General features: G+C 63.7%; 19 protein-coding genes and 1 pseudogene. 6 read left to right on the top strand and 14 right to left on the bottom strand.

The window, feature by feature from the left end:
• From ACX80G_RS16530 to dinB, 7 genes are all read right to left on the bottom strand, one after another.
• A complete protein-coding gene (locus tag ACX80G_RS16530; RefSeq protein WP_459309103.1) occupies nucleotides 1-1,647 on the bottom strand; it encodes a UDP-N-acetylmuramoyl-L-alanyl-D-glutamate--2,6-diaminopimelate ligase in 1,647 nt (548 codons plus the stop codon).
• 57 nt (nucleotides 1,648-1,704) lie between these two features.
• Nucleotides 1,705-3,474, bottom strand: a complete 1,770-nt coding sequence (locus ACX80G_RS16525) for a peptidoglycan D,D-transpeptidase FtsI family protein (protein WP_459309060.1) — start codon at nucleotides 3,472-3,474, stop codon at nucleotides 1,705-1,707.
• A 45-nt stretch (nucleotides 3,475-3,519) separates the two neighbouring features.
• Nucleotides 3,520-4,149 (bottom strand): cell division protein FtsL, encoded by a 630-nt coding sequence (ftsL, locus tag ACX80G_RS16520; RefSeq protein ID WP_459309058.1) that lies wholly within the window; start codon nucleotides 4,147-4,149, stop codon nucleotides 3,520-3,522.
• The gene (gene rsmH / locus ACX80G_RS16515) at nucleotides 4,146-5,156 is read right to left on the bottom strand and encodes a 16S rRNA (cytosine(1402)-N(4))-methyltransferase RsmH (protein WP_459309057.1); all 1,011 of its coding nucleotides are present in this window, start codon (nucleotides 5,154-5,156) and stop codon (nucleotides 4,146-4,148) included. Before rsmH ends, ftsL begins: the two co-directional genes overlap by 4 nt.
• 191 nt (nucleotides 5,157-5,347) lie before the next feature.
• The gene (gene mraZ / locus ACX80G_RS16510) at nucleotides 5,348-5,779 is read right to left on the bottom strand and encodes a division/cell wall cluster transcriptional repressor MraZ (RefSeq protein ID WP_459309102.1); all 432 of its coding nucleotides are present in this window, start codon (nucleotides 5,777-5,779) and stop codon (nucleotides 5,348-5,350) included.
• A gap of 344 nt (nucleotides 5,780-6,123) precedes the next feature.
• Nucleotides 6,124-6,504: an SCO2097 family morphological protein gene (locus ACX80G_RS16505; RefSeq protein WP_459309100.1), complete on the bottom strand. Its 381-nt coding sequence runs from the start codon at nucleotides 6,502-6,504 to the stop codon at nucleotides 6,124-6,126.
• Nucleotides 6,505-6,728: 224 nt separating this feature from the next.
• A complete protein-coding gene (gene dinB, locus ACX80G_RS16500; RefSeq protein WP_459309056.1) occupies nucleotides 6,729-7,943 on the bottom strand; it encodes a DNA polymerase IV in 1,215 nt (404 codons plus the stop codon).
• A 106-nt stretch (nucleotides 7,944-8,049) separates the two neighbouring features.
• Between dinB and ACX80G_RS16495 the strand changes: the two genes are divergently transcribed.
• Complete coding sequence (locus ACX80G_RS16495) at nucleotides 8,050-9,174, top strand: polyprenyl synthetase family protein (RefSeq protein WP_459309055.1); 1,125 nt, start codon at nucleotides 8,050-8,052, stop codon at nucleotides 9,172-9,174.
• Nucleotides 9,175-9,215: 41 nt separating this feature from the next.
• On the opposite strand, the gene ACX80G_RS16490 is transcribed toward ACX80G_RS16495, so the two are convergent.
• Nucleotides 9,216-9,569 carry an Rv2175c family DNA-binding protein gene (locus tag ACX80G_RS16490; protein WP_459309053.1) on the bottom strand — a complete coding sequence of 118 codons (354 nt, stop codon included), beginning with the start codon at nucleotides 9,567-9,569 and terminating at the stop codon, nucleotides 9,216-9,218.
• Between the two features lie 263 nt (nucleotides 9,570-9,832).
• Here ACX80G_RS16490 and ACX80G_RS16485 point away from each other — a divergent pair, with 263 nt between their 5' ends.
• Nucleotides 9,833-11,218, top strand: a complete 1,386-nt coding sequence (locus ACX80G_RS16485) for a lytic transglycosylase (protein WP_459309052.1) — start codon at nucleotides 9,833-9,835, stop codon at nucleotides 11,216-11,218.
• A gap of 82 nt (nucleotides 11,219-11,300) precedes the next feature.
• On the top strand, nucleotides 11,301-13,427 hold the full coding sequence (locus ACX80G_RS16480) for a protein kinase domain-containing protein (RefSeq protein WP_459309050.1): 2,127 nt from the start codon (nucleotides 11,301-11,303) through the stop codon (nucleotides 13,425-13,427).
• 103 nt (nucleotides 13,428-13,530) lie between these two features.
• Here the strand turns inward: ACX80G_RS16480 and ACX80G_RS16475 are convergent, their stop codons facing one another.
• A complete protein-coding gene (locus ACX80G_RS16475) occupies nucleotides 13,531-14,850 on the bottom strand; it encodes a class II 3-deoxy-7-phosphoheptulonate synthase (RefSeq protein WP_459309099.1) in 1,320 nt (439 codons plus the stop codon).
• Between the two features lie 206 nt (nucleotides 14,851-15,056).
• On the bottom strand, nucleotides 15,057-15,956 hold the full coding sequence (locus ACX80G_RS16470; protein ID WP_459309049.1) for a lysophospholipid acyltransferase family protein: 900 nt from the start codon (nucleotides 15,954-15,956) through the stop codon (nucleotides 15,057-15,059).
• Nucleotides 15,957-16,087: 131 nt separating this feature from the next.
• Between ACX80G_RS16470 and ACX80G_RS16465 the strand changes: the two genes are divergently transcribed.
• Both ACX80G_RS16465 and ACX80G_RS16460 read left to right on the top strand, forming a co-directional pair.
• Nucleotides 16,088-16,852, top strand: a complete 765-nt coding sequence (locus tag ACX80G_RS16465) for an alpha/beta hydrolase (protein ID WP_459309047.1) — start codon at nucleotides 16,088-16,090, stop codon at nucleotides 16,850-16,852.
• Nucleotides 16,849-17,337: a nucleotide exchange factor GrpE gene (locus ACX80G_RS16460; protein ID WP_459309045.1), complete on the top strand. Its 489-nt coding sequence runs from the start codon at nucleotides 16,849-16,851 to the stop codon at nucleotides 17,335-17,337. Before ACX80G_RS16465 ends, ACX80G_RS16460 begins: the two co-directional genes overlap by 4 nt.
• Here ACX80G_RS16460 and ACX80G_RS16455 read toward each other — a convergent pair.
• From ACX80G_RS16455 to ACX80G_RS16445, 3 genes are read right to left on the bottom strand one after another with little or no spacing between them, the layout of a single operon-like run.
• Nucleotides 17,231-18,196: an EamA family transporter gene (locus tag ACX80G_RS16455; protein WP_459309043.1), complete on the bottom strand. Its 966-nt coding sequence runs from the start codon at nucleotides 18,194-18,196 to the stop codon at nucleotides 17,231-17,233. The genes ACX80G_RS16460 and ACX80G_RS16455 overlap by 107 nt on opposite strands.
• On the bottom strand, nucleotides 18,193-18,924 hold the full coding sequence (locus tag ACX80G_RS16450) for a B3/B4 domain-containing protein (RefSeq protein WP_459309041.1): 732 nt from the start codon (nucleotides 18,922-18,924) through the stop codon (nucleotides 18,193-18,195). Before ACX80G_RS16450 ends, ACX80G_RS16455 begins: the two co-directional genes overlap by 4 nt.
• Nucleotides 18,921-19,517: a helix-turn-helix domain-containing protein gene (locus ACX80G_RS16445; RefSeq protein WP_459309039.1), complete on the bottom strand. Its 597-nt coding sequence runs from the start codon at nucleotides 19,515-19,517 to the stop codon at nucleotides 18,921-18,923. The genes ACX80G_RS16450 and ACX80G_RS16445 overlap by 4 nt, the downstream gene beginning before the upstream one ends.
• Before the next feature lie 376 nt (nucleotides 19,518-19,893).
• Here ACX80G_RS16445 and ACX80G_RS16440 point away from each other — a divergent pair.
• Nucleotides 19,894-20,130: pseudogene (locus ACX80G_RS16440) on the top strand (integrase core domain-containing protein); the annotation flags it as partial.
• 125 nt (nucleotides 20,131-20,255) lie between these two features.
• Here the strand turns inward: ACX80G_RS16440 and ACX80G_RS16435 are convergent.
• Nucleotides 20,256-21,014 (bottom strand): HNH endonuclease (locus ACX80G_RS16435; protein ID WP_459309037.1); only part of this gene is annotated, 759 nt, incomplete at its 5' end.

Raw genomic sequence — 21,014 nt, 5'->3', positions numbered from 1 at the left:
CTAGGATTCTATCCTGTGGCTGGGATGGACAGAGAATCCGTAGCGTGTCAACGCCTTGGCCAACTCCACCCGATCGTCGAGGGGCAGGTTGACTCCCTTGACCTCCTGCCAAACCTCGTGCCCGCGGCCTGCGATCAGGACGGTGTCCGACGACGACGCCATGGCGACAGCGCGGTCAATCGCCTCGGCGCGGGGGTAGATCTCAAGCACCTCACAGGGCAGGGCCGCGGTGGCGCGGGCCTGCAGTGCCCCGGCCAGCACCCCCTGCCGGATCATGGCCTCGTCCTCGTCGTGGGGGTCATCATCGGTGACGATCACCACGTCGGCGAGCCGGGCAGCGGTGGCCCCCATGACGGGCCGCTTGGTTTGGTCCCGCTGACCGGTGGCGCCGAAGACGACGATCAGCCGGGCTCCGGGCACAGTGGGCTTGACCGATTCGAGGGTGCGGGCCAACGCGTCCGGGTTGTGGGCAAAGTCGACTATTGCTGCCGGGTGCTCGCCGATGAGCTGCATACGTCCCGGCACTGCTGACGAGAACGGGTCGGAGGCGTCGGCGGCGGCCTGCACGTCGGCGACGGGCACGCCCGAGGCAAGCACCATGACCGCGGCGAGTGCGGCGTTGGAGATGTTGAACGTACCCGGCAGGCCGGAGTGCAACGTCAGCCTCTCCCCCGCGTGGCCGTGCAGGGAGAACTGGTGGCCGAGCCCGTGCCTGGCCACGTCGCGAACCTGCCAGTCGGCTGGCGGCCCGGCGACTGCCGCGCCCTCACGTTCGTCATTGTCGGCGTCGTCCCGGGGATCTATGGTGCGGAGGGTGACGACGTCGGCTCCAGCGACCTCAGCCATCATCACCCCCCACGGGTCGTCGACGATGATGACCGCCTGCCGGGACCGATCCTGCTGGAAAAGTGCAGCCTTGACCGCGAAGTACTCCGCCATGGTGCCGTGGAGGTCCAGATGGTCCTGGGTCAGGTTGGTGAACCCCGCCACGTCGAACCGGACGCCGTCGACCCGCCGGTACTCGATGGCATGCGAAGACACCTCCATGGCTGCGGTCTGAATGCCGCGTTCACGCATCAGGCCCAGGATCCCATGTACCTGGGGGGATTCGGGGGTGGTGAGCGCGCTGGCTATTGGCTGGCCGCCGGCGTGGATTTCGATGGTGCCCATCAGCCCGGTGGTCTTTCCCAGCCCGTGAAGCAGCGCGTTGATGAAGTAGGTGGTGGTGGTTTTTCCGTTGGTGCCCGTCACGCCGAACAGGGTGGGACGGTGGGACCCGGTGGGCTGGCTGTTGAAGATGACAGCGGCGAGGGGGCCCACCAGTTCCCTGAGGCGGGTGGCACTGAACACTGGTGTGGTGCCAGCGGCGTCGGCAACTGCGGCCAGGCCTTCCTCATCGGTCAGCACCGCGACGGCTCCTGCCTTCAGGGCCTGGCCGGTGAAAGAGGCGCCATGTGCGCCTGCGCCGGGGAGTGCGATGTAGAGGTCGCCGGTACGGACCATGCGGGAGTCAATGGCCACGCCGGTCACCTGGGTTCGGGCGCCGTCGTCGTGGCGTCCGGGAATCGGCCGGACTGCCGGTAGCCCGGCGGGGAGGGTGCCAAATGCCTGGTGCAACGGGATGGGGGTCACCGCTGCGGGGCGCATTCCTGCGTCGGGATGCGCTGTTGGATCTTCAATTGTTGGCACGTGTGATGCTCCGGATTAGTACTCGATGGGGTAGGTCTCGGGCTTGCCTGTGGAGGGCGCAACGTTCCTGGCATTGAGCACCTGCTCCATGACCTTCTGGAAGGACTCGCCTGGGATCAGATAATACAGATCTCCCTGCGGACGCTGCAGGGTCACCACCACCACATACTCTGGGTCTTCCATGGGAGCCATGCCGGCGTAAGAAAGGGTGTACCCGTCGTAGCCGCCGGTGGCGCCGGGTGCCTCGGCGGTGCCAGTCTTGGACCCCACCCGGTACTCATCCAGGGCACCCGAGGCACCCGATCCTTCGACAGTGACAGTTTCGAGCATCTTCTGCAGCTGCGACGAGGTTTCCGGCGACACCACTTCGATGCCCTCATCCTGGGGCACCTTGTGCTCGGTGCCGTCGGGGTCAATGTAGGCGTCGATCAGGCGGGGTTTCAACCGAACACCGTCGTTGGCGATCGTCTGGTAGACCATGGCCGTGTGCAGCGCTGTCTGTGCAAGGCCCTGCCCGAAGAGCACAGTGTACTGCTGCCGGTCATCCCACTCTTCTGGTGGGGCGAGGATGCCACTGGTCTCGCCATTGAGGCCGACGTCGAGTGGCTGGCCGATCCCGAACTTGGTCAGCCAGTCGTAGCGCTGCTGCTTGCTGAGCTGCTCACCGACCATGACCGTGCCGGTGTTCATGGACTTGGCGAAGATTCCGGCAACAGTACGCCGCTCCTCGCCGTGCTCAAAAGCATCCTTGAAGGTCTGGTTACCGACGGTGTAGGTGTTGGGGAGCAGGAATTCGCTGGTCGGTTCAATGACGCCCTCCTCCAGCCCTGCGGCCATCGTGATCAGTTTGGTGGTGGAGCCTGGTTCAAAGGACGAGGTGACCGACAGGGGCTTCCGGAATTCGGGGTCGGTGGCGCCCGGGTTGTTGGGGTCCATGGTGGTGGATTCGGCCATCGCGACGATGCCGCCCGTGTCCGCTTCGACAACCACGATGTTGCCCCACTGGGCGTCGTACTCCTCCACCTGGGAGGCGATGGTCTGCTGCGCGAACCATTGGAGGTCCTGGTCGATGGTCAGTTTTACTGATTGGCCATCCTGGGCGGGAACATCCTCGTTGGTGGCGTAGGGGATGCGGATGCCATCCCCACCGATCTCGAAGGTACGGCTGCCAGCCTTGCCGGTCAGCTTCTCGTTCTGGGTGAGTTCGAGTCCTTCGTTCTCCGAGCCGACAAAGCCGACAATCGATCCAGCAACGGGGCCCGAGGGGTATGTACGGAGGCTGACCGGGTCGGCGTAAACGCCGGGCATCCGCACGGCCAGCGCAGCGTTCTTGACCTCGGGGGTCACCTCGCGGGCCACGTAACCGAACGTCTTGTCCCCAATGATCGACGCTTCAAGGGTGGCTGCATCCTGACCGAGAATCGCCGCGAGCTCGGCGATTCCCTCAGCCATGGTGAGCTCTTCGCGGTCGCCTTCGGTGTTGATCCGCGCGAACGTATCCCCCTCCGCAAGGGTCTGGTCGACGACGACGTCGAAGCGCTCCACGCTCCGGGCCAGGTAGTTTCCCTTACTGTCGAGAATATCGCCCCGCACAGGCTGGACCGGGAAGGATTCGAGCCGCTTGTTGAGCCCGGCCTGCGCCATGCCACCGAGGTCAAGGGCCTGCACCTGGAAAAGGCGGACGCCGAGAACCAGCAGGAGGACCAGGACGAAGGCGAGACCTACCCGGAGCCTTGTAGCACCGAGAGCCACCCGGAATTTGTCGTGCTCAGTTGCTGTAGCCACTTCAATGTCCTTTGGTGTCTCTTCGGTAATCGTTGACCAGGTGCGTTACCCGCCGGTGCCTTGCTGTGGTGCTGGGATCGATCCGCCGTTGAGTTCGATGGCCTGTGGCTGCTCCGCAGGGCTGATGGGCTCCACAACTTCTGCCGGCCCTTCCTCTGCAGCGGCGTCCTCGGCTGCCGTCTCGACCGTCGGAGCTTCGGCTGGTGGAGCAGCCGCGGTGGCGGTGAAAACGTCGGGCGCAGCGATGAGGGCCAACGGCTCGCCCCCCTTCGTTGCAGCTTCTGGTACTCCGGCGATTTTCATCGAATCTACATCAATGGATCCAAATCCCGGGGAAGCCACCATGCCGAGTTCCCTGGCTTCGGCGGCAAGATTCTGTGGTGCCTGCAGGTCTTCCATCTGCTGGGTCAGCGCCTGATTTTCCTGGCTCAGGGCAATCTGCTGGTTGCGCAGTTCAACGAGCTCATACTGGCTGCTGGACACCGAGATGTTGAGCATCAACACGGTTACCAGTGCTCCGACGAGGGCGATCATGCTGAAGACGGCGAAGGGGATACGGCGCCGGGCCGGGCCGGCAGGCACGAGGGAGAGCGGGGTTCTGATCTGCTGGGAGGATGCACCGCCCGTTCGGGGGGTAGCCAGCGGCGCGTAGGATTCAGCGAGTTGCTGGCTCATGATGCATTCCTGTCTCTGGTGTTTCGGGACACCTTTTTGATTCGTTCAACGGCCCGCAGTTTGGCCGAGGCCGCCCGCGGGTTTTCTTCGATTTCCTGCTCAGTGGGGGCTTCAGTGCCCCGGGTGAGTGATTTGAGGTACGGTTTGTGCTCCTCAAGCTCCACCGGGAAGCCGACGGGAGCTGAGGACCGCGTTCCGGCGGTGAAGGCAGCCTTGACGATCTTGTCTTCCAGCGAGTGGTACGACATGGCGACGGCCCGGCCGCCAACATTCAGGGACTCGAGGGCGGCGGGAATGGCTCGTTCCAGCACGGTGAGTTCTTCGTTGACTTCGATCCGCAACGCCTGGAAGGTCCGTTTGGCTGGATGGCCACCCGTCCGTGCCGCCGCTGCGGGAACCACCGCCCGAATGACGTCGACCAGCTGACCGGTCGAGGTGAAGGGCGTGTCCCGGCGGGCAGTGACGATGGCTGAGGAGATCCTGCCAGCGAACTTTTCCTCCCCCCAGGAGCGGATAATTTTCAGGAGTTCGGCCTCCGGGTACCCGTTGACGACGTCGGCCGCTGTCTGTCCTGTGCTGGTGTCCATCCGCATGTCCAATGGGGCGTCATAGGAGTAGGCGAAGCCGCGGTCACGTTCGTCGAGCTGAAGTGATGACACCCCGAGGTCGAACAGCACGCCGTCGATGAGGTCGATCCCCAGGTCATCTAGCACCTCGGGGATATCGTCATAGACGGCGTGAACCAGGTCGGTGCGGTCCGCGAAGGCTGCGAGGCGCTCCCCTGCCAGTCCGATGGCTTGCAGGTCCCGGTCAATCCCGACCAGATGGGCCTGCGGGAAACGTTCGAGGAGGAATTCGGAGTGGCCGCCCATGCCCAGCGTTGCGTCGACGACTACCGGGGTGCGGCCTGCAGCAACGGCGGCAAGGAGTGCCGGCTCGAGGAGCGAGGTGCAGCGTTCACGCAATACCGGGACGTGTCGTTCACCGGTACGGCGATCGTCGCTCATCCATTCGCTCCTTTCTCGGTGTTGTTGTGGGTCTGTCGGCGTTTCTGGTTTCTTGAGCCAGATCCCCATCCGACCCAGGCGCTGTGTCCGCCTGGGTCCGGGGAAGGTGATCCAGGTGGAACGGGCGCCGGGCGGCTGGAGATCTCGTTCAAGAAGCCGTCCTACTGCGGTGCGGGTAATGCGTGATAGTCCTAGAAGAATCCGGGGAGTGCTTCCTCGTCCGTTTCTGAGAACACGTTCTCCTTCTCGGCGAGATAGGTGTTCCAGGCTGAGGCGTCCCAGATCTCGGCGCGGCTACCCGCACCAATCACTGCAAGTTCCCGATCCAGTCCCGCGTAGGTCCGAAGCGCCTGGGGAATGGTGATTCGCCCCTGCTTGTCGGGGATCTCGTCGGAAGCCCCTGACAAAAACACCCTGCTGTAATCACGGGATTGCCGTGATGACAGCGGTGCGGCCCGCATCTGTTCGTGAAGCCGTTCGAACTCGCGCTGGCTAAAGACGTAGATGCACCGTTCCTGGCCCCTGGTGAGCACCAGCCCATCGGAAAGTTCCTCCCGGAATTTCGCTGGGAGGATCAACCTGCCCTTCTCGTCGAGACGCGGCAGATGAGTTCCGAGGAACATCTGCCACCGCCCATCCAGTCCGGAAAGCACCTTGCGGTACCACTACACTCTTATAACCACCACTTTACTCCACATCCCTCCCCCGTCAATCCATTTTGGGCTTTCGAACCGATCAATTTCCTGGCAGTTTCCTGTACTGGCGCGACTGGGGCGAGGTGGTGCGAAGTGGAGGGTTTCGACGGCCCGGGGGCGCCGCCGCGTGCTGGATCGCCCCGACCGGACGGGAAATGGCCGTTAAATGCCGATAGACCCGACTATGCGGGTCTATCGGCGGGGGTTCAACTGAAGTTTTGGGCGAAGTGGATGGAAGTGGAGGCCCCGGGGAGGGCTGCGAGCTGGTGGGGCTAGGGCTGGTCCCTCTTTCGCTCATCCCATTTTTCCTCGAGCGTACTCAAAAAGCCGCCACCTCGATTGACCGGAGCGGCCTTGGTTGTTCCTCGCGGCATGGGTGCCGATTCGCTCCCCTTGGGTCGGGTGGTGGCGTAATATACCCCTGCACCCATGATCAGGAAACCTGCCACACCAACAAGAATTATCTGGTTCGCGACGCCGAGCAGGAGCACCAGGATACCCGCCACAGCCATCAGTGCGCCGATGACAATGCGGCGCGTTGAAAGAGATCGCGGGGTGCTCGATGCCATCGAGCTGGCGAACTTTGGATCGTCGGCGTGAAGCTGCTGCTCCAGCTGATCAAGCAACCTCTGTTCGTGTTCCGAGAGTGCCATCACTGCCTCCATGCTAATAATAATTCCTGGTCCCTCACCCCAACCAACGACCACCTGACGCATCCGGTTCCCTGCCACGTTCTGCTCGGCGTAGGGGGCCTGAATCTACCCGCATTACTGGTTGAAATTAGCCTTCGCTCTAAGGATAGAGCGCAATGCCCGCAAGGGAAAGCCACGGGCCTCCCAGCCCGAATTCACCACTGCTGAAGACACAGGGCGCCGGGTCAGGGCGCCGTATCCGGGGGGCGCCGGAAGAGTTGAGCTGGCTGGATGGCGGACTTGCCGAACCTCCGGTTGACCTGATCAAGTGCGGACTCCGCGAGGCGCCAATTCTCGTCCCGGCGGTCGATGGTGAGTTGATGGCCCAATCCGGCGGATGGTTCCAATTGATCAGCGCGCACCCCCACCAGCCGAACGCTCATCGGCCGCTCCCCCAGGGACGCCAACAGAGAGGTAGCCGCAGCATAGATGGCATTGGCACTATCGGTGGGTTCGCTGAGCCTCTTGGTCCTCGTGAGTGTCGAGAAATCCGCGTACCGTAGCTTGATCGCCACGCCACCGCACTGCAACTGCGCCGATCGTAGCCGGGCCGCGGTCCGGTGGGACAGCCTGAGCATTTCGGTGTGCAGGATTGAATTGTCGTTGACATCTTCGGCAAAGGTCTCCTCCGCCCCAAGGGTTTTTTCCTGACGGGTGACAGTCACGGTCCGCGGATCCCTTCCCCAGGCAAGATCGTAGACATGTTGCCCGGTCACACCCAAGAGCTTGCGCAGGGAGGACACGGGGGTCTGTGCGAGGTCTTCAACAGTCCGGATTCCCAGCCGTGCCAGCACCTCCTGCGTTTTGGCGCCCACCCCCCACAGGGCCGACACCGGGAGGGTATGCAGGTAGGCGACCGTTTCCTCGCCCGGGATCACCAGCAGGCCGTTGGGTTTGGATCGGGTCGATGCGATTTTGGCAACAAACTTGGTGGTCGCCGCGCCGACGCTCGCGGTGATTCCCAGTTCCCGGCGGATGGTGGCTCGGATCAGTTCACCGATGTCACGTGGCCCGCCGAGTCGGCGCATGGACCCTGCAATGTCGAGGAACGCTTCGTCGACGCTGAGTTGTTCGACCAAAGGGGTGATGGTTCCGAAGATCGACATCACATCGCGTGAGACTAACGAATACTTGTCGTGGTGGGGTTCGAGCACCACCCCCTGGGGGCACAGTCTCATCGCCGTCGACATCGGCATCGCCGATCGCACCCCGAATCGTCGCGCCTCATAGGAGGCGGAGAGGACAACTGAGCGCCCGCTCGGTGATCCAACAATGACCGGTGTGCCGATCAGGTCAGGTCGGTCCAACAACTCGACGGCCACATAGAAGGCATCCATGTCCACGTGGAGGATTGTGCACTCCGCGTGCGGAAGATTTGCCCTGGGCCCAACAGTCACCATCCAATCGTAGCCAGTTAGTAGGATAGGACAGCCAACAGATCACCCTGGCCGGCGGAATGCCCGGCGCGCCCCACGTGGACTGCCGTCCGCCCTTCGAGGAGAGCCCATGACCGACCAGAACCAGTTCGTCGACGATGGCACTGTTGACCACCTGGTAGCGCGCGAGCAAACAGCGTACCGGGCGGATGTGACGAACGGGCTTGATCTGTTCCTCGCCCGCCAGCGGGCCATTCTGGGTGGGATTACCGAGGATGCGCTGGAGCCCGCCGCCGCCATCACCCGGTTGACCGCAGGCGGTAAGAGACTGCGCGCCTTGCTCTGCTATTGGGGCTTCAGGGGGGCGGGCGGGCAAGCCGGAGCCAGCGAGCCGATCCTGGCCGGCGTTGCGCTGGAACTTTTCCAGGCAGCGGCACTGATCCACGACGACGTCATTGACCGCTCCGACACCCGGCGGGGCTCCCCCAGCGTGCATCGGCAGTTTGGTGCGCTGCACGAGCGAAACCGGTGGCATCTCAGCCCCGACCGGTTTGGCGTTTCCGCCGCCGTGTTGACCGGCGACATGTGCCTCTCCTTTAGCGAGGAGCAGTTCTCGGACATCGGGGCAGGCGCCGCCTCAGGAACCCGTGCCCGGACGATCTTCAACAGGATGCGCACCGAGGTGATGGCTGGCCAGTATCTTGATCTGCTGGAGGAAGCAGTGGGGCCTGGCCGGACGCCAGCCGAGGCCGCCGAACGTGCCCAGCAGATAATCCGGTTCAAATCAGCCAAGTATTCGGTCGAGCATCCGCTGGGACTGGGCGGCGCTCTGGCTGGCGCCGACGCCCCGCTATTGGGCGGCTACTCAGCCTTCTCGCTGCCTCTGGGCGAAGCCTTCCAGCTCCGCGATGATGTACTCGGCGTCTTTGGCGACCCCACTGTGACAGGCAAACCTGCCGGGGATGACCTGCGAGAGGGCAAACGCACCCTCCTGATTGCCCAGGCGCTCCAGGGTGGGAGCCCCGCAGACAGGACACTGCTCAACGGCAGGCTGGGACAGGCAGATCTCGACGACGACGACGTCGCCCGTCTCCGGGACACCATCTCTTCATCGGGAGCGCTGCAGGCCGTTGAAGCCCTGATCGCCCGGCATGCTGAGGCGGCTGCCCGGGCGCTGGGGCGCCTGAACCTCGATGATGTATGTCGATCGGCCCTTGCCGGACTAGCGACAGCGGCGGTCAGCCGGTCAGCCTGAGGGCAAGATGATCGGTAAAGGTCACTGAACTGGAGTGCCTATTACCAGGCTGCGGCCTGGGCTCGGCGCCGAATCTCGGTTTTCCGACCCTCGCGGAGAGCATCGATGGGGCGGCCCGGGAGAGATTCATCAGGAGTGAATAGCCACCTGACAATGTCTTCGTCACTGAAGCCTGAATCGGCCAGGACGATGATGGTTCCCTTCAGGCTGTCCACCACGTCGCCCTCGAAGATGAACTCCGCCGGAACACTCCTGACATTGCGTTCGGTACTGCGAAGGGCAATCAGCGACTTCTCGTCGAGCAGGCCGTGCACCTTGGTGATGGGCACTTCCAATTCCAGTGCCACCTCCGGGAGGTTCAACCAGGCGGGCACAAGTTCTTCTAGTTCATTCACCCCCTAAGGGTGCCAGAAGTGGGCCCCTCTCTCCACTCCACCAGGCGACACGCCGATGCAATATCAGCGGGGTGCCAAGTAACTGTTGTGCTAAGTGGCTTTTAGTGTAGATTCACAGGAGTCACACCAGCAACAGTAACAACATCAGACTCTCGCGCACCATCAGATGTTTTTGAAAGAGGTCCCCGACGGTATCGCCCGTCGGGTCTCCATTCGGCCATCGGCGCGGCCCGTTCCGTTGACCATAGATGAGGATTTAGACCATGACTGCCCAGCGTTCGTCACCGCCGCTGTTCGGATCCCAGGCCCGTGCCCACGGCACCCGCCTGCCCAGCCGCTTCACCATTGCGGTATCCACCGCCGCCATTCCCGCAGTACTGCTCTCCGCCGTCGCACTGGCACAGCCAGCAGCCGCCGCACCGGTGGCAGCAAAACCGCTTCACACCCCCCGGCTCGCTCCAGCGGCGACCGTTCCTGCCGGACTGACCATCCCGGCCAGCACGGTCGCAGCCCGGATCCCGACCTTCCTGGCACCAGCCCAGAGCGCGCCGAAGACCTACACGGTCCAGGCGGGCGACACCATCACCGGCATCGCGATGAAACACGGACTGGGAACCGGCGCCGTCCTCAAGGCCAACGACCTAAGCGTCAGCTCGATCATCTACCCGGGTCAGAAGATCAAGCTCGCCGGCGCTCCCGCCAGCGAGACCACGGCCGAGCCTGCCAACGACACGCAGCAGTCCTACGGCTCTTCCTACACGGTCAAGGCTGGCGACACACTCAGCGCCATCGCCGCCAACAACGGCGTAAGCCTTGGGACTGTATTGAAGGCCAATTCCCTGTCGATGACCTCGATCATTCACCCCGGCCAGAAGATCCAACTGGGCGGGTCAGCAGACGTCTCCGTAGCATCCACGGAGATCACCCCGGCAGCGCCCAAGCCCGCGGCGCCAGCGTCCAACGGCGGTTCCTACACCATCAAGGGCGGCGACACGCTCGGCGCCATCGCCGCCAACAACGGCGTGAGTCTCAGTGCCCTTCTGAAGGCCAACAACCTCACCGCAACAACAATGATTCACCCCGGCGCGAAGCTGACCCTTCCCGGCAAGGCGGCACCGGCTGCCGAATCCGCGCCAGCCGTTGCTGACGAAGCTCCGGCCGACCTGGTGCCGTCCACCTTCCTGCACTACACCTATCCGCGGCATGTGGTGTCGGAAGCGAACCGCAACAAGCACATCCTGAACTCGCTCCCGGTCCCCGGCAACGACGCCATGAAGTCGATCGTTGCTGACACGGCTCGCTCCATGGGCGTTGACCCGAGCCTTGCCCTCGCGGTTTCCTTTCAGGAGTCAGGCTTCAACCAGCGTGCCGTGTCACCCGCCAACGCCATCGGCGCCATGCAGGTCATCCCCATGTCGGGCGAATGGGCTTCCGATCTGGTAGGTCGACAGCTGAATCTGCTGGATCCCTACGACAACGCCACCGCCGGGGTAGCCATCCTGCAGTCACTGATCCGCACCAGTGACAACCTCGACGAAGCCATCGCTTCCTACTATCAGGGCCAGTATTCGGTGACCACCCACGGGATGTTCAGCGATACCAAGGATTACGTCGCGGCGATCACTGCACATCAGGCAACGTTCCGGTAGTAACGCCGGGAACGGCCAGCGAAGAGGGGCGGAATCGGGTGTCGGTTCCGCCCCTCTTCACGTCTGCACTTAGGATCAAGGGGTGCAGGAACGGCAGAATGACCCACTGGTTGGCTCGATTGTAGACGGGCGCTATCGTGTCCTGTCGCGCCTTGCCCGGGGTGGCATGTCGACCGTTTACCGGGCTACCGACCAGCGGCTCGATCGTGATGTCGCCCTGAAAATCCTTTACCCGCACCTCGCCGAGGACGCCAGCTTTCTCGACCGGTTTGAGCGTGAAGCGAAGTCGGCGGCACGCCTGTCCCACCCGCACGTGGTGGGCGTCCTGGACCAGGGCATAGAGGACTCCCCCGAGCGTTCGCTGGCGTACCTGGTGATGGAGTATGTTCCGGGCAGGACCCTTCGGGATCTCCTCCGGGAGAAGGGCCGGCTCACCCCACGCCTGGCGCTGGCCATGATGGATCCGGTAGTCGAAGGCCTCGGCGCCGCTCACGACGTCGGACTGGTACACCGGGACGTCAAACCCGAGAATGTTCTCCTGGCCAACAATGGTCGCATCAAGATCGCCGACTTCGGCCTGGCGCGGGCGGTGTCCACAACCACCAACACCGGAATCCTGATCGGCACCGTCGCCTACCTCTCCCCCGAACTGGTGACCGGGGGTGGTGCTGATGCCCGCAGCGACATCTACTCGGCCGGCATTGTCCTGTTTGAGCTCCTGACCGGCAAACAGCCTTTCACCGGCGACGTCCCGATCCGGGTAGCCCTGCAGCACGCCAATTCGACGGTCCCCGCACCCTCCACCCTGGTACCCGGGCTCGCACCGGACATTGACGAGCTGGTCCAATGGTGCACCTCGGTGGACCCCGAGGATCGTCCGGTCAACGGCAACGCCCTGCTCGGGGAACTCAGGCATATCCGCACCACCCTGACCGACGAGGAACTGGACTTTGAACTGCCCGGTGGCACCGCAGAGGCAGGGAGCGCAGACAACCGGCCGGGCGTCATCCCCCCGGTCATGAACGGCACGGAGGTGATCGGCACGGAGGGCGGCGGGTCTACCACCGAGGTCATCAGTTCCTCACGTGGGCGCCGACCCACCGAAGTGATCCGGGCTGACCAGTCGATGACCTCGGTCATTGCCGACGACGTCCAGCACACCCGGGCCATCCGGAACCTTCCGCAGACCCACACTGTGCCGCCGCCCGAACCGGATCCGCGAGTCCGTGACAAACAGGCAACCAAGGACTTCAAGCTCTACCAGAAGCGGCAGGCGAAAGCTGCCCAACGGCCCGAAAAGTCGCTGCACCGCGGCCACCGGGGGCGCCGCAACGCGATCCTGGTGGTGTTGCTGGTGCTCCTTGCCGGTCTGGCAGCTGGCGTCGGCTGGTTCTTCGGCGTAGGTCCGGGCGCTCTGGCGACGGTGCCCGACGTCGTCAACCGCTCGGTGGATCAGGCGGAGCTGCTGCTGGCCCGGAACGGTTTCGACGCGCCACGCTCCGAGGAAGAGTTCCATGACGACGTGGAATCAGGACTGGTGATTCGCAGCGAACCGGCCGCGCAGACCGAGATCCGCCGCTACGAGTCGGTGGACCTGTTTGTGTCAAAGGGACCCGAGCTGTTCGAGGTACCCAGCGTTGTTGATCGTGGTGAGGCCGCCGCTGCCGAACGGTTAGCGGGTGATGGATTGGCGGTAGGGAACATTTCGCGCGAGTACAGCGCCGTGGTGGAGGACGGTCTGGTCATCAGCCAGGCGCCCGCCGCCGGAGAGCAGGCTCGGCGGGGCACAGCGGTGAGCCTGGTGATTTCGCAGGGCCCCGAGCCGCTGGATGTCCCGGTGGTGACGGGGCAGCCCCGCGATGACGCAGTCGCGGCCATCGACGAGACCGGCCTTGTTGCCGCCGTCGCCCCGGAGGGTGAGAATCATCCTGATATTCCGGCGGGCGCTGTCGTTGGGCAGAGTCCTTCGGGTGGTCAGCTGACCCGGGGAGAGACCGTGAGGCTGACCCTGTCTCTGGGTCCACGCCTAATCGAGGTGCCCAACGTGTTTTCCGAGCGGGAAGAGGCGGCCGTGGCCGAGCTCGAGGCTGCGGGATTCACCGTGGTGGTGGACTACACCTTCGGCGAATCAGTTCTTGGTCTGGTGGCGGCTCAGGATCTAACCGGTGAGCAACCGGAAGGTTCGACCGTCACGATCACCGTCACGTAGCGGTTGATGTCACGTAGCGGTTGATGTCACGTAGCCGGTTCACAGACTACAGACGCAACTGAAGCGAAGCGGATTTCCGCTTCGCTTCAGTTGTGCAGATGGCTTATCGCTTGGAGAGCGCCCCAGCAACGAGGAACGCCATCTCGAGGGACTGCATATGGTTCAGGCGCGGGTCGCAGACCGATTCGTAACGTTCCAGGAACGCCTCCTGGTCCACGGGATCGGCGCCACCCAGGCACTCGGCGACGTCGTCGCCGGTCATCTCCACGTGCAGGCCGCCCGGGAAGGTGCCCAGCGAATTGTGGACTTCGAAGAAGCCGCGGACCTCGTCCATAACGTCGTCGAAGTTGCGGGTCTTGTAGCCGTTGGGCGAGGTGACTGTGTTGCCGTGCATCGGGTCGGATACCCACAGCACCTGGGCACCTGAGTCGGTGACCTTCTGGACCAGTCGGGGCAACTTCTCGCGGATATTGCCGGCGCCCATGCGGGTGATGAACGTGAGTCGCCCGGGCTCTCGGTTGGGGTCCAGCTTGTCGATAAGGGCGAGGGCGTCGTCGGGCGAGGTACCGGGGCCCAGCTTCACGCCGATCGGGTTCCGCACGCGGGAGAGGAAATCGATGTGAGCGCTATCGATGTCCCTGGTGCGCTCCCCGATCCACAGGAAGTGGGCCGAGGTGTCGTAGGGCAGCCCGGTACGCGAGTCGGTGCGCGTGAGCGCACGCTCGTAGTCGAGCAGAAGTGCCTCGTGGCTGGCGAAAAACTCCACCCGCTTAAGCGCCTCGAAGTCAGTGCCGCAGGCATCCATGAACCGGACGGCGCGGTCGATCTCACCGGCCAGCGACTCGTAGCGTGAGTGGGCAGGGTTGGCGGTGAAGCCCTTGTTCCAGTGGTGGACGAGGCGCAAGTCAGCGAAGCCGCCCTGGGTGAAAGCACGGATCAGGTTCAGCGTCGACGCCGACGTGTGGTACGCCTTGACCATCCGGGACGCGTCATGGCCCCGCGACTCGGGTGTGAACTCGTAGCCGTTGACCATGTCGCCGCGGTAGGCCGGCAAGGTGACACCGTCGCGGGTCTCGTCGTTGGAGGAGCGGGGCTTGGCGAACTGTCCTGCCATTCGTCCCATTTTGATGACGGGCAGTGACGCACCATAGGTCAGGACCACTGCCATTTGCAGGATGGTCCGCACCCGCGCGCTGATCCGGTCGGCGGTAGCGCCTTCGAAGGTTTCGGCGCAGTCGCCGCCCTGTAACAGGAATGCTTTGCCCTGCGCGGCGGCGGCCAGGCGGTCACGAAGGACGTCGACCTCTCCGGCGAAAACGAGCGGGGGGAGGGTCGAGAGCTCCTTGACGGAGGCCGAATATACGCTGCTGTCCTGCCAGGTGGGCTGCTGCGAGATGGGCAGCTGACGCCAGTTGTCCAGCATTGAGTTTGCCTGCAGGCTTGCTTGCTGAGCTGGGAGTACAGAGGATTCGGTGGGTGCGAAGATGTCAGTCACCCGTAAAGCCTAATGGGTCGGCATCGAAGGCGCCGCCGGGGCCGTCACGCAACCGGGCAATACGTCACATTGTGCCGCCCGCCACCTTCGGGAATGGCTCGGTGAACGCTGGGCGGGCGACTGCCCGAGGTGGCCTAGCGTTTCCTGGTCAGCCAACCCGGCAGCCGAAGGCTCGAAAGCCTGCTGAGTACCGACTTTTCGTTGCCGTCGCTTGGCTTCGTGGTACCCGTTGGATTCGGGGCGGCCTGGGGCTTTCCGGCATCCGTCGGCTTTCCGGCACCGTGTGGCTTTCCCGCGTCGTCGGACTTGGCCGCGTCACGGGTCTTGCCATGAGCCTTTTTTTCGGATGCCTTGGCCGCGGCGAGTTTCTCCTTGACGCTGCTGGCGTACACATCGACGTATTCCTGACCGGAGAGTCGCATCAGCTCGTACATGATCTCATCGGTGACCGACCGCTGCACGAAGCGGTCGTCGGCCAGCCCTTTGTACCGGGTGAAATCGAGGGGTTCGCCGACGATGATCCCGATCCGGCGGATGTTGGGGATGCGCCGCCCGATGGGCTGCACCTTGTCGGTCCCGATCATGGCCACCGGAATCACTGGCACCCCGGTGGCGAGCACCAGCTTCGCGACGCCGGTTTTCCCCCGGTACAGGCGTCCGTCAGGGCTGCGCGTTCCCTCCGGGTAGATCCCTAGGATGCCGCCGCTGTTGAGCACCGCCTCGCCCGCGCTCAACGAGCTCGACGACGCTGCCCCGCCGGACCGATCCATCGGGAGCTGGTTGGAGAGTCGGAAAAACATGGCGGTGAGCTTGCCCTTGATCCCTTTGCCTGTGAAGTATTCGGACTTGGCCAGGAAAATCACCGGACGGGGTACAGCGATGGGTAGGAAGATCGAGTCGGAGAAGGAGAGGTGGTTGCTGACCAGAACCGCCGGCCCGTCCACCGGGACGTTGTCCATCCCTTTTACCCACGGCCGGAACAGGAGACCCAGAATTGGACCCACGATGATCCGCTTCATGAACCAATAAAACACGCTGACAGCCTTCCTAGACCCGAACGGATCACGGCAGAGTACCCCACTGTGGATCGCGCTTTTCCTTGAGAGACTACTCTAAGGCGCGGATCCGCTGGTAAGGCATCGGTAGCAGGTGGCACGATGGTGCTATGACATCCGGTGCTGGCCCCGTCGCCTTCTCCTCCGACGGTTTTGGGGAGAGGGCGCGCGTCGGCGTGGTGATGAGCCATGGGTTCACCGGTTCCCCTGTCAGCCTGTTGGCGTGGGCCCAGTATCTGGCCGATCAGGGGTATGCGGTGCGGCTTCCCCTCCTCCACGGGCACGGCACCACCTGGCAGGAACTCGCCCGCACTCCGTGGCAGCGCTGGTACGCCAGCTATGAGGCGAGCTACCGGGAGCTGGAAGAGTCAACCGACGTGATCGTTGCCGCGGGTTTGTCGATGGGTGGAACCCTGGCGTTGCGGTTGGCAGCGTTGCAGCCGGTGGCGGGCGTCGTCGTCGTCAATCCGGGGCTGACGATCTCAGATCCGCGCGCGCGCTACGCGGGATTGTTGAAGTACTTCATGAAGTCGGTCCCGGCGATCGCCAACAACATCAAGAAGGAAGGGTTGGACGAGGGCGCCTACGCGCGAACCCCCGTCGCGGCGGTAGGCCAGCTTTACCGATTGTTCAAGGAAACGGTGGAGCGGCTGCCGTCGGTGACCGCTCCGACGCTGATCTTTCGCTCCACAGTTGACCCGGTGGTGCCGGAGAGCAGCCTCCAGGTCCTTCAACAGCGGATTGGCTCGGCGGTCCTGGAGATTGTCCGTTTGGAGAACAGCTACCATGTTGCGACCATGGATCATGACGCGCAGTTGATTTTTGAACGCTCAGCGCAATTCATCCAGCACGTGACGGCAGGTAGCAGCGCATGACATCCCGAGGCCAGGAACCGAACGAGTCCACCGATGATGCCGTATGGCAGGATCTGGTGTCGCGGCTGGAACAAACCCCGAGCGCGCCCGAGGCGGAAACTGCTCCAGCGTTGGATTCAGCGTCAGAGCAGACCGCCGATGTGGAGATGTCCGACCAAGACCGGGTTCGGGCCTTGTTCGAGAATCAGCCCCGCCGCTCCCCCGGCGGCCCGCGCGACTACACCCCCGAGGAGTCCGACGACGAGGACGAGGGGTATCACCCGCCAGAGCCACCGGCACTGGGCGCCGGGGAACCGCTCCTGGTCCTGGCCTGGTTCGGCGCCGTCGGCGGCCCCATTACCTTGCTGTTGCTCGCCATGTTCTGGCGGGCTGCGCCTCTCACCGCGATGCTGGGGGTGCTGGCGATTTTTCTGGTGTCCGTGATTTTCCTGATCCTCCGACTACCCAAAACCCGCGATCACGGCGATAACGGCGCTGAGGTTTAGCGGTTCGGTTGCCGTCCGGCGGGCAGGTGCCGTCTCGTTGTGATGCCGCACCGGCCAGCACCACGAGACCGATCCCGATGACCTGCAGCACGCCCAATTGCTGTTTGAGGATGACCAACCCCAGCAGCACACCGAATGCCGGTTCCAACGCCATCAGCGTCCCAAACGCGGTCGGGGTCATGCGGCGCAATGCGATCATCTCCAGGGCGAAGGGCAGCACGGGCAGCAGTACCGCCAGTCCCAGTGACGCCGCGAGGACGCCCGGGGTGATGTGGCCTACCGCCTGTGGGATTCCCACGATCGCCGCCGTCACCGCCGCGATCGGGATGGTCAGGGAGAGCGCGCCGATCCCGGTGAAGCGGTCCCCGATGCGCTGGGTGAGCAGGATGTACGCCGCCCAGCCGCCGGCGGCCAGCGCCGCGAAACCGACGCCGGTGAGGTTGACCGCGCCGTCCCACGGTTGAGTCATCAGCACGACACCCAGGAGTGCGACGACTGGCCAGACCAAGGCGCGTTTGCGATGACTTCGTACAGCTGCGACGGTCAACGGCCCGAGGAACTCGATGGCGACGGCGGTGCCCAGGTGGATGTGTTCGATCGCGGTGAGGAACCCGATGGTCATAACGCCTGTTGCGACCCCGAGACCGAGGATCGTCGGGACGTCCTGACGGTGGATTGAGCGTAACGGTGGGCGGACCAGCGCTAACAGGATGAGCGCTCCCATGCTCAGGCGGAGCCAGGCTGTTCCCGCAGGTCCGACAACGCCGAGGAGATCCACTGACAGGGCGGAGCCCAGCTGCACGGAGAGCATCGCGGTGATCGCCAGTCCCCACGGCGGGATGGCTATTCTTTGAGTCATGGCTTACCCGGTTCGGCCCGAACGAGGTGACTGGCAAGCTGCACGTCCGGTCCAAGCTGTTCGAGGTGGGAGCCGAGAGCATGTACTGCACGCTGCAGGGCGTCGTCGGTCATTGGCCCTAACGCGTCAACGATGAACAGCGCCGTCGTCGTGTCATCGCTGAGTTGGGTCCGCCGGCCCTGACGCCAGTTCCAGCGTCGGCAGGTCACACCGGCGTCATCGCACCAGACCACCTCACCTGGTTGCGGGTGCTCGACCGTTTCCGTCCCTCCGGTCGCGGTATCGAACAGCTCGTCACCGGTCGCGCGGATCAATCGTGGTGCTCCGATGTAACCGGCCAGGTCCTCGCCGCCCAGCGGGACCTGGTGCAAGACCGAGATCGCGTTATACAGATCGGTCAGGCGGTTCACGCGGGGCAGCCCCACGACGGCTCGCCGCACCAGACCCTCCAGACTGTTGCGCGTGCGCTGCGGTTTGGCGCCAAAACTACGGTAGGCATCGCGCCAGGCAGCGACATGGGGGAGCTGTTCCACCCGGGTTTCGTCAAGAAGGCGCCGCGCACTTGCTTCGGCGGCCTGCAGCAGCGCTTCGCTGCCCTGGTCGCTCGGGCCGGGAACCAGCCCATCGACGGCGATGATCATGGCGCGGTAGTCCGGGCGAAGCTCGAATACCTCCGTATCAACGCGGCTGGAATCCACCAGGTGCTGCAGTGCGGTCCTCCTGTTCACGGGGTACCCCCACGCTTCAGTCCAACGCCAGGCTCAAAAACAGCCAGGCTGAACCTCGCTGGTTCGTCAGCTGTTGCAGCGTAGGAGTGGGCGACGTCTCCCGGAAAGGACAACGCATCCCCGGGCCCAAGAACTATCGATTGGTCGCCTGTCTTCACAGTGATGGACCCTTGCTGCACCTGGAGGAGTTCCCTGGTGCCGAGGGAATGGGCTTCACTCTCGTGGCGGTCCCCCGAGGTCATTGTCCAATCCCAAAGTTCGACGACGTCCGGCGACTCCGTGCCCGCCACCAGGATTCCGCGGCCACCCGCCTCGGAACTCCAGAGAGTTGCTCCCTTGCCGTTGCGGGTGATCGTGACCGGCTTTGGCGTGGGCGATTCCACCAGGGCGGGGAGCCCGACGCCGAGGGCATCGCTGATTCGCAGCAGCGTTCCAACGCTCGGGTTGGCGGCGCCCTGCTCGACATTGATCAACAGCCGCCGACTCACACCGGCCGTGGTCGCCAGTTGATCGAGGGTTAACGAGCGAAACTGCCGCTCCTGTTTGACCCGTCGGCCAATTGCCGCCGCAAGAGCAGTCGTACTGTTGTCCACAAGTGCAGCTTACTGCACTTTGAGTGCACTATATCAATCCTTAGGAATTGTTCCGCTTTCCCTTGGTGGCCGAACCGATTTCGTGTCGGGCTTTTAAGCAGCTCTGGCGGATGCTCTTAATCAATACCAAACCTTTGCGCCGCACGGGCGGCCAAACTGATCCACCTCCAAACTTTTGTGCACGTCTGGCGGGTCGACCGCGGTCGCACCCACCAGATGTGCGCAAAGATTTCGCGGCTTCCGACGCCCTTGTCGCCACACCCGCCGCAGCTGCACAATCATTGGCGTGATTCCTAGGTTGAGCGCCTCGACTAGTACCCGGCACCCCAGCCCAGTCAGCAACGGCAGGATTCGGGTCAGCAGCCGATCCCGGCAGGGTTCAATGGGACGCACGGGTGTGTGCTGGGACAACAGCATGGCCGAATCATTCTTCTCAGCACTGAAGAATGAGCGTGTCTACCGGACCGTTTACGCAACGAAATCACAGGCCCGCAGCGATGTCATCCGCTACATCGAGGGGTTTTACAACAGCCGGCGCCGTCATTCCGCGCTCGGATACCGTCGGCCTAACGAAGTCCACTATGGTTATCAACAGCCAGCCTTGGCAGCGTAGAAGAATCCACTCATTCCGCTGTCCGAAATCCCCACAGCAGCCCAGGATCAACAGTCGCGAACCCGCCACACCTCACCGTTCAGCCGCAGACACGAACGATCAAGGCCATCAAGAAGCACTTCATCCTAGAAGGGTGGTGGGGTTTCTGGTGGTGGTGTTGGTGGTGGGTTGGGTTTGGTGGTGTAGGTTTCCCCGGCGGGGGAGATCGCGATGATCGTCCCTGGTTCGGGTTGGGTGTAGTGCCAGAATCCCTCTGTTTTGAACATGTGGTGACGTTTGCAGAGCGCTGCAAGATTTGAGTAACTGGTCGTCCCGCCCCGAGACCAGGGGATCGTGTGGTCGAGTTCGCAGAACACCGCCAACCGGTTACACCCCGGATGACGACAGGTCCCGTCTCTGACTCTCACAGCATCTTGGAGGTCTTTGGGGACCCGGTACGTGGTTGCATCAGCACCCAACCTGGCCCCCGTGAAGGGGTGGGTGAGGATCCTCGTAAACGACGGCGCGTGCCCAGCGAGCCTCCGGGCAGTGTCCGGGTCGATCGGGCCGTACCCTTCCAACTCACCCGGCGCATCCCCACCCATGAGGGTCAACACCGGGACCGTCACGAAAACCTTCGCCTGCACACCCCAAAACTGGTTGCCCTCACCGGACTGGTTGCCCTCCCACGACTGGCTACCCTCCCCGGACTGGTTGCCCTCCCGCGACTGGTTGCCTTCACCGGGTGCTTCGGCCTGTGACCCGGCCCGTGATCGGGTAAGAGAATCACCGGCAGCCCTCTCAGGGTTGGTCTCACCAACGGATTCCGGGCCGGCGCTGGTGAGGGCGTCGATGAGGACGTCAGCCCTGAGTTGGGTGAGGGTGCGGGGTTCGTCGGGGCCCTG

Source organism: Arthrobacter glycogeni (assembly GCF_054510815.1).
Note: the sequence above shows the minus strand (reverse complement) of the source record. Positions and strands in the feature narration are given on the sequence as shown.